Genomic DNA, 8579 nt, shown 5'->3' with positions numbered 1-8579 from the left:
TCGCCGTCGTCGGGGAGGACGTCGCCGATCGCAGCGTGCAGGAGGGCGGTGACGTGTTCGGGGCCGCCGGCGGGCAGGGGGCCGCCGCGGGTTCGGGTGCCGTGCTGGAGGGCGTCGAGGACGGTGTCGAGCAGGGGGCGCAGGGCGGTGGGACCGTCGGGTCCCGAGGCGAGAGGCGGCGTGCTCATGGGGTCCTCCGGGCGGCCGCGGGACGGGGGTTCCAGCTTGTACGCGCGGGATGCGGGCACGCCCGGAATATCCAACGATCGCGACCCTGATGGGGGTACGTCCCCTTGCGGGGGTGGCGTGTTGGCGGTAGGGGCGGTGTGCCGCGGCCGTGGAGGGGGCCTCGGGGTGGCGGGGTCAGTCGCGGAAGTCGTCGGCGTGGTCCGCGGCCCACTGGGTGAAGGTGCGGGCGGGGGTGCCGGTGATCTTGTGGACGGTGTCGGTGATCTCGGGGGGTGTGCCGACGGTGTCGGCGAAGCTCTTCAGCAGTGCCTGGACCATGTGGGGCGGGACGTGCGGGAAGAGTTCGGGGCCGGCCTGTTCGGGCGGGACCTCGGTGAAGCGCAGGTCGCGGCCGAGGGCGTGGCCGATGGCGGTGATCTGTTCGGCGTTGGTGGTGGCGTCAGGGCCGCTGAGGCGGTGGACGGCGCCTTCGTGGCCGTCGTCGAGGAGGGCGCGTTCGGCGACGGCGGCGATGTCGTCCTCGTGGATGGGGGCGGTCAGGCCGTCGGCGAAGACGCCGCGGATGTCGGTGCGTCCGCTGCGGATCTGCGGCGCCCACTGCAGGGCGTTGGTGGCGAAGGCGCCGGGCCGCAGGAAGGTGAAGCGGGGGCCGTGGTCGCGCAGCTGCTGTTCGACGGTGGCGTGCATGACGTGGATGGGGTGTCCGGGGTCGTCGGCGCCTTCCTGGATGATCGCGGAGGACAGCAGGACGACGTGGCGCACGCCGGCGGCGCGGGCGGCGGGCAGCAGGCCGGCGCTTTGGATGTAGAGGAACAGTTTGGTGACGCCGTCGAACAGGGCGGTGGGGTCGTCCTGTCCGGCGTGGACGACGTCGGCTGCTTCGGGCAGGGCGGCGCGCTGCGGGTCGCGGGTGAGGGCCCGTACGGGGGCGCCGGCGGCGAGGAGGCGGTGGACGAGGGCACGGCCGACGTTGCCGGTGGCGCCGGTGACTGCGATCACGGCTGTCTCCTGACGTGTGCGGGGGCTGATCCGGTGTGGCTCAGGTGAGCCTAGGAACCGTGATCAGCCCCGCGCATCGTCGCCGGGGACCAGCCGTGGCCGTGCGTGCCCTACGCCTCGGGTCCTAGTTCCCCCGCACGCGCAACGCCCGGGCGAGGTCGTCGAGTTGGTCGGCGAGCTTGCGGCGCAGGGCGGGGATGGGGTCGGCGTCGCGCAGGCATTCCTCGCCCAGGCGGAGGGTGTCGGGGTCGACGGCGTGCACGGGGAAGGCCCAGCGGCCGGCGGCGTCGGCCATGGCGGGGCCGCGGCGGGCGGCGACGGCGACCGCGTCGGTGTAGTAGCGCTCGACGTAGGGGCGCACCAGGTCGGCCTGTTCGGGCTGCCAGAAGCCTTGGGCGGTGGCGGTGAACAGGTAGTTGGACAGGTCGTCGCCGTCGAACATGGCCGCCCAGGCGCGGGCCTTGGCGTCGGTGTCGGGCAGGGCGGCGCGGCAGCGGGCGGCGCCTTCCTGGCCGGTGGCGGAGGGGTCGCGTTCGAGTTCGGCGGCGATGGTGGTCTCGTCGGTGGCGCCGAGGACGGCGAGGCGGGTCAGGACGCGCCAGCGCAGTTCGGGGTCGAGTTCTGGGCCGCCGGGCACGGTGCCGTCGGCGAGCCAGGCGGCGATGGTGTCGGGGTGGGCGGCGGTGTCGATGTAGTGGCGTACGGCGATCAGACGCAGGCCGGGGTGGTCGCCGTCCTCGGTGCGGCGGATGAGGTCGCGGCACAGGTCGGCGAGGGTGGCGAGGGCGGCGGGCCGCTGTCCTGGGTGGATGTAGCGGTCGGCGATCTGGCCGTGGGCGAAGGCGAGGACGCCCTGGACGAGGGCGAGGTCCCTCTCGTGCGGCAGGTGGGCGCGGGCGGCTTCGAGGTAGGCGGTGGGCGGCAGTTCGCCGTCGCGGACGGCGTCGCGCAGCGCGTTCCACACGACGGCGCGGGTGAGCGGGTCGGGCAGCCCGGACAGTGCGGCGCGGACGGTGTCGAAGGAGTCGGCGTCGAAGCGGATCTTGGCGTAGGTGAGGTCGCCGTCGTTGAGGAGCAGCAGGGCGGGCTTCTTGCCGAGGGGCTGGGCCTCGGTGAGCGGGACGTCGATCTCGACGCGTTCGCGCAGGGTGAGGCGGCCGTCGTCGGTGAGGTCCTGGTCGTAGAGGCCGACGGCGACGCGGTGGGGGCGGCTGCCGGTGTGGTCGACGGTGAGGGTGCGGTCGCCGTTGCTGCCGTTGATGTGGGGGGTGAGGGTGTCGACTCCGGTGGTGCGCAGCCAGGCGTCGGCCCAGGCGTGGACGTCGCGGTCGGTGGCGGAGGCGAGGGAGTCGATGAAGTCGGCGAGGGTGGCGTTGGCGAATTTGTGCCGGGCGAAGTGGGTGTTGATGCCGGCGAGGAAGTCCTTCTCGCCGAGCCAGGTGACGAGCTGGCGCAGGGCGGAGGCGCCCTTGGCGTAGGAGATGCCGTCGAAGTTGAGCAGCGCGGAGGCGGTGTCGGGGACGGCTTCGGGGGCGACGGGGTGGGTGGTGGGGCGCTGGTCGGCGTCGTAGCCCCAGGCTTTGCGGGTGACGCCGAACTCGACCCAGGGCTGGGTGAAGCGGGTGGCTTCGAGGGTGGTCTGGTAGCCCATGTACTCGGCGAAGGACTCGTTGAGCCAGATGTCGTCCCACCACCTGAGGGTGACGAGGTCGCCGAACCACATGTGGGCCATCTCGTGGGCGATGACCATGGCGCGGGTCTGGCGTTCGGTGTCGGTGACGGCGGAGCGGTAGACGAACTCGTCGCGGAAGGTGACCAGGCCGGGGTTCTCCATGGCGCCGGCGTTGAACTCGGGGACGAAGGCCTGGTCGTAGGAGTCGAAGGGGTAGGGCTCGGCGAACTTCTCGTGGTAGCGGTCGTAGCAGGCGCGGGTGATGTCGAGGATTTCCTCGGCGTCGGCGTCGAGGTGGGGGGCGAGGGAGCGGCGGCAGTGGATGCCGAAGGGCAGGCCGCGGTGTTCGGTGCGCACCGAGTGCCAGGGGCCGGCGGCGACGGCGACGAGGTAGGTGGAGATCAGCGGGGTGGCCGCGGCTTTCCAGTTGCCGTCGCCGAGGTGTTCGGTGATGCCGTTGGCGAGGACGGTCCAGTTCCCGGGGGCCTTGACGGTCAGCTCGAAGACGGCTTTGAGGTCGGGCTGGTCGAAGGCGGCGAAGACGCGCTGGACGTCCTCCATGAACAGCTGGGTGTAGACGTAGGTCTCGCCGTCGCTGGGGTCGGTGAAGCGGTGCATGCCCTCGCCGGTGCGGGAGTAGCGCATGGCCGCGTCGACGCGCAGTTCGTGGTCGCCGGCGGTGAGGTTCTTCAGCGGCAGGCGGTTGCCGTCGAGGGTCTCGGGGTCGAGGGGCTGTCCGTCGAGGGTGACGGTGCGCAGCTCGGCGGGCTTCAGCTCCACGAAGGTGTCCGCGTCCGTCCGGGCGGTGAAGCGGATCAGGGTGCGGGAGTCGAAGGTCTCGTCGCCGGTCGTCAGATCGAGGTCGATCGTGTACTGGTGGACGTCGAGGAGCTGGGCACGGGTCTGCGCTTCGTCGCGCGTGAGTACGGACATGCAGGACATGCTGCCTGATGGCACCGGCATCGCACAGGGGCGGTTCGGTACGCGGCCTATGTCCCTTCGCGCGCCGGAGCCGACGGTGCGGGGTGCGCCGCGGCCCCTGCGGGTGGGGGGCCTGGGCGCTCTTTGGGGGGCGGCTGGGTTGGCCGGGGGGCGCTGCGGGTGGCGGCTCGGTGGGTCGAGGGTCGGCGCGGTGCGGGTCCCGGCCGGGTGGGCCGGGGCAGGTGGCCGGCTGGGTGCGCCGGGGCAGGTGGCCGGGTCAGTGGGCCGGGTCGGGGGCGGTGCCGTTGCCGGTGCCCTCGGCGATGTGCTCGTGGTGGCGGATCACCTCGGCGATGATGAAGTTCAGGAACTTCTCCGCGAACGCGGGGTCGAGTTTGGCGCTCTCGGCGAGGCCGCGCAGCCGTGCGATCTGGCGGGCCTCGCGGTCGGGGTCGGCCGGCGGCAGCTGGTGGGCGGCCTTGAGGTGGCCGACCTGCTGGGTGCACTTGAAGCGCTCGGCGAGCATGTGGACGACGGCGGCGTCGATGTTGTCGATGCTGTCGCGCAGCCGGGCCAGCTCGGCGCGCACGGCCGGGTCGACGTCACCGGTTCCGGTGTTGCTGATGGTCATGGCGGTCCACCCTAGTGCGTCCCGGGTACGGTCCGACCAGCGAGGATCCGCCATTCCCGGGCGGTGAGGGGCTGGGCCGGACCTGCGTACAGTGGAGTCGGGTCAAGGCGTCTTGGGGGTTGGACGTGGCCAACGGCGGACCGGTCCAGCACGGCTACCCGCATCTGTCGACGGTGCGGGCCGCCGTCACCGCGCTGTACAGGCGCCTGTCGTACGACACGATCGCCGGGTTCGCGACGAGTGTGGCGCCGGCGGACGTGGCGTTCTGCGACACCGACGACCTGTATCTGGGCGCGCAGCGGGTGGCGCGGGAGCTGGTGCGGCATTACCGGCTGCCGGACGCGCGGCTGATCGTCTCCTTCCGGGACATGACGCATGCGGCGAATGTGGAACTCACCGCCGGCCCGGAGTACTTCGTGGAGCTGAACGACCGGTTCCGTACGCATCGGCGGGACATCGGCGCGGCCCTGGCGCACGAGATCATGCATGTGTATCTGCACCGGCTGGACCTGGCGTTCCCGGGCACGCGGGAGAACGAGATCCTCACGGACACGGCGACGACGTATCTGGGTGCGGGCTGGCTGCTGCTGGACGCCTACCGGGAGGACGGGGCGTCGTCGCAGAAGCTGGGCTATCTCACCCCCGAGGAGTTCGGGTACGTGCTGGCGAAGCGGTCGCTGCTGTTCGGGGAGGACCCCTCGACGTGGTTCACCAGCGCGCGGGCGTACGAGGCGTACGGCGCGGGGCTGGAGCTGGCCCGCCGGGACGCGCGGCAGCCGCCGCTGACGGCCGCCGGCTGGGCGGGGCGCCGGCGGTACGCGCGCGAGCGGCGCCATGCGCAGGAGCAGGCGCGTGCGGCGGCCCCGGACGATGTGCCGTACAGCTTCACCCCGGACGGGCACGGGCCGTTGCGGGTGTCGTTCCCGTGCCCGACCTGCCATCAGCGGATCAGGGTGCCGGTGCGGGGGCGGATGCGTGCGCGGTGCGCGCTGTGCCGGACGGTGCTGGAGTGCGATACGTAGCCCGGCGGGCTCAGTCGAGGGTGACCTGGGCTTTGTGGACGGCGCCCAGGGTGCCTGGGGTGATCCGCAGCGTCAGTGCGCTTCCGGTGGCCAGTACCTGCACCGTGGGGTCGGCCGACGTCACCGCGGTCACCGGCCGCTGCCAGGTCAGGTCGATGGCCGCGCCGTCGCGCAGCGGGCCGGAGACGCAGACGGTGGCGGTGCCGCCGCTCTGGCGGATCATGACGGATGCCGGGGCGCTCGCGGTGAGGTCGTCGACGGTGCCGGCGAGCCAGAAGTTGACGCCGGTGAAGCCGAGCGCGGGGGCGCGCAGGCCCTGCTGGTCGCCGGTGTTGGCGAGGATCCTCAGCCGGCCGGCGTCAGCGGCGCGGGCGGCGGTCTGCCGGGCGCTCGCGCCGGGCAGGATCGCGTAGGCGTAGTCGCCCGCGGTCGGGTCGGTACCGTGGTCCGTCCACAGGGTGAGGTAGCGGCGGGTGACGGGGTCGGTGGTGCCGCCGGTGTTGATGGCGGACCAGGACCCGGTGCGGGCCTCGCGCAGCGCGGTGAGGTCGGTGCCGCCGGGGAAGACGTAGCCGCCGAAGCCGGCGAGGTGGGCCCAGCGGGCCCCGCGGAAGGTGGACTGCCGGCCGAGGGTGGTGGGCTGGACGGCGCCGTCGACGGTCAGGGCGTGGGTGCCGTTCGCGCCGAGGTTGCGGTTGTCGACGATCGTCTCCACACCGGTGCCGTCGCGGCTGAGGATGCCGGCGCCGAGGCAGACGATCATGTCGTCGAGGAAGAACCAGGACTTCTTGGCCTGCATCGTGGAGGACAGGCCCTTGAGGTACTGGCCGACGGCCGCGTACGTGCCGTCGGTGGCGCCGCCGACCCAGCGCACGTCGGGGCGGGCCGCGCCCCAGGCGCCGCCCTCGCCGTCGGCGAGCGGTTTGCGGGAGACGGTGGTGCCGGGCAGCCGCATGGGGTCGACGGTGGCCCAGAAGCTGTCGCTGTACTGGCCGTTGCCGAAGGTGTCGCCCCACCAGTAGAGCATTCCCGAGCCGCTGTGCCAGCCGCGCAGGTGCTCGCCGTTGCCGTTCTCGTAGTAGGTGATCCGCTTGGACGCCATGGAGACGGTCGCGGCCCAGCCGGGTCGGCGGTGCACGGCCCGGTCCATGGCGGGGAAGAGCCGGTGGCCGGTGGGTTCGGGGGCGGCGGTGGTCGTGGTGGAGTCGGCGATCGTCTTCAGGCGGGCGAGCTGGGCGATGCCGAGGGCGTCGCTGGTGAGGATGGGGCGGTAGTGGGCTCGGGTGATCCAGCCCTTGATCATGCCTTCCCAGCGGGTGCGTTCGGCCGGGGACGCGCTGCGGGCGAGCAGGGCGATGCAGGCGATGATTCCGTGGCCGCGCAGGTGGTCGTCCTGCAGGACGCGTCTTGTGTCGCTCTTCTGCACGCCGCGGCTGACCGCGCGGCCGGAGACGTTGTCCATGGCGAGGCCGTTGAAGAGCAACGGCGCGTAGGCCTTCTCGACCGAGTCGAGGATGATCTGCCGGTTCGGGTCGGTGACCGCCCAGTCCGAGCCCTCCAGCAGGGCGAAGAGGAGGGAGAGGCCGCCGAGCATGACCGCGCCGTAGGAACCGGCGTAGGGGACGTAGGTGTGCTGGATGAAGCTGCCGTCGGCGTAGAGGCCGTCGCCGGTGGTGACGTAGGGGAAGACGGGGCTGAGCGCGTCGCGGGCGAGGGCGAGTTTGGCGGGGTTCTTGCCGATGACGCCGCGCAGGGCGATGACGCGGCACAGGTCGACGCGGTTGGCGCCGGTGGAGGTGCCGGTGTACTGCGCGACGGCGCTGTCGGGGACGAAGTGGTCGACGGCGGCGGTGTAGTCGGCGATCCGGGTCGCGCCGAGGTCGTCGTAGAGGTGGGTGGCGATGTCGAGCAGGGCCTGCGGGATGCCGATCTGCCAGCTCCACCAGTTGCCGTAGCGGGCCTGGGCGGCGTTGTACGCCTCGGCGTGCAGGTGGTCGAGGCCGGTGAGGATCTCGGTGAGCAGGGTGGCGTCGCCGGTGAGGCCGGTGCCGGGCTGGGCGTAGGCCTCGGTGAGGGTGCGCAGGCGGTTGAAGCTGTTGGTGAGGTTGCCGGAGAAGGTGTACGACTCGGCGTCGGTGTCCGGGTCGGGGTCGGCGTAGGGCAGGTCGGGCCACAGGGAGCCGGGGGCCACCTGCATGGTGGCGCGCAGGCCGGCGGCGGTGTCGCCGAGGGCGGCGAGGCGGGCGGCGTAGGGGGCGGCGGTGGGGTCGAAGCCGGTGCCGAGGAGGAGGTCGCGCCAGGTGTGGCGGAGGGTGTCGTAGGGGTCGGCCGTGTCACTCTGCGTGGCTCGGGCGATGCCGGGGGTGGTGACGGTGAGGGAGGCGGTGGCTGCGGTTGCGAGGGCGGCGCGGAGGGCTGCGCGGCGGGTGATCCGGGGCATGTGGGAGTTACCTCCGGGGACGGGGAGGGTGGGGTGGCGGTGGGTGGTGCGGTGCCATGTGGGTGCGGTTGTGTGTGGGTGCGGTTGTGTGTGGGTGCGGTTCCGTGTGGGTGCGGTTCTGTGGTGGGGTGAAGCGGTTTCTAGCACGAACGAACAAGGTGAGCAATGAATCGCGCAGGAGCGGTTGTATTGATTGTTCGGTCGGAAACGCTCATGAACGATCACCGTGGGGCTACACTCCTGGTGAAGGTCACGTCGACAGGGAGGGGCGCGGCGCGTGCATGCCGAGCAGCGGCATCAGGAGATCCTGCGCAGACTGCGTGAGAGCGGGTCGGTGCGGGTCAGTGACGTGGCCGGGGAGTTGGGTGTCTCCCCCATCACCGTCCGCCGCGACGTCGAGGCGCTGGCCGAGCGGGGGGTGCTCGTGCGGGTGCACGGTGGGGCGGTGCTGCCGGAGGCCGTTCCGGGTGCGGTTGCGCCGACGGTGGGGGCTGGTGGGCGGGAGCTGGTGGTGGGGCTGGTCGTGCCGGCCGCCGACTACTACTACCCCGAGGTGATCAAGGGGGCGCGGGAGGCTGCGGCCGAGCGGGGGATCCGGCTGGTGCTCGGTATCTCGCAGTACGACCCGGAGCAGGAGCGGGTGCAGGTGCGGCACATGCTCTCCGAGGGGATCGACGGGTTGCTGATCACTCCGTGTGGTGGGGA

Annotated in this window: 6 protein-coding genes and 1 pseudogene; 2 read left to right on the top strand and 5 right to left on the bottom strand. The window is 72.3% G+C overall.

What is annotated here, in order from left to right; genetic code table 11:
- The 4 genes and pseudogenes from C3489_RS37415 to C3489_RS37400 form a co-directional block, all read right to left on the bottom strand.
- Window positions 1-188, bottom strand: a pseudogene (locus tag C3489_RS37415) (aspartate aminotransferase family protein); the annotation flags it as partial.
- A 175-nt stretch (window positions 189-363) separates the two neighbouring features.
- On the bottom strand, window positions 364-1188 hold the full coding sequence (locus tag C3489_RS37410; RefSeq protein WP_103786595.1) for an NmrA family NAD(P)-binding protein: 825 nt from the start codon (window positions 1186-1188) through the stop codon (window positions 364-366).
- A 124-nt stretch (window positions 1189-1312) separates the two neighbouring features.
- Entirely contained in the window at window positions 1313-3793 is a 2481-nt protein-coding gene (gene pepN / locus C3489_RS37405) for an aminopeptidase N (RefSeq protein ID WP_181139998.1), read from the bottom strand.
- A gap of 265 nt (window positions 3794-4058) precedes the next feature.
- Window positions 4059-4412 carry a chorismate mutase gene (locus tag C3489_RS37400; RefSeq protein ID WP_103786593.1) on the bottom strand — a complete coding sequence of 118 codons (354 nt, stop codon included), beginning with the start codon at window positions 4410-4412 and terminating at the stop codon, window positions 4059-4061.
- A gap of 125 nt (window positions 4413-4537) precedes the next feature.
- On the opposite strand from C3489_RS37400, the gene C3489_RS37395 reads away from it, so the two are divergent.
- On the top strand, window positions 4538-5434 hold the full coding sequence (locus C3489_RS37395; protein ID WP_103786596.1) for a hypothetical protein: 897 nt from the start codon (window positions 4538-4540) through the stop codon (window positions 5432-5434).
- 10 nt (window positions 5435-5444) lie between these two features.
- Here C3489_RS37395 and C3489_RS37390 read toward each other — a convergent pair whose 3' ends face one another.
- The gene (locus C3489_RS37390; protein ID WP_103786592.1) at window positions 5445-7874 is read right to left on the bottom strand and encodes a polysaccharide lyase 8 family protein; all 2430 of its coding nucleotides are present in this window, start codon (window positions 7872-7874) and stop codon (window positions 5445-5447) included.
- A 277-nt stretch (window positions 7875-8151) separates the two neighbouring features.
- On the opposite strand from C3489_RS37390, the gene C3489_RS37385 reads away from it, so the two are divergent.
- Window positions 8152-8579: DeoR family transcriptional regulator (locus C3489_RS37385; protein ID WP_146075405.1), on the top strand; the 428-nt coding region annotated here is incomplete at its 3' end.

This window comes from Streptomyces sp. Ru71, from assembly GCF_002920535.1.
In the GTDB taxonomy this organism is placed as follows: domain Bacteria; phylum Actinomycetota; class Actinomycetes; order Streptomycetales; family Streptomycetaceae; genus Streptomyces.
Note: the sequence above shows the minus strand (reverse complement) of the source record. Positions and strands in the feature narration are given on the sequence as shown.

Excerpts from the sequence above, each read along its gene's own strand:
- pepN (WP_181139998.1), bottom strand. The coding sequence starts at position 3,793 with ATGTCCGTACTCACGCGCGACGAAGCGCAGACCCGTGCCCAGCTCCTC.
- C3489_RS37400 (WP_103786593.1), bottom strand. The coding sequence starts at position 4,412 with ATGACCATCAGCAACACCGGAACCGGTGACGTCGACCCGGCCGTGCGC.
- C3489_RS37390 (WP_103786592.1), bottom strand. The coding sequence starts at position 7,874 with ATGCCCCGGATCACCCGCCGCGCAGCCCTCCGCGCCGCCCTCGCAACC.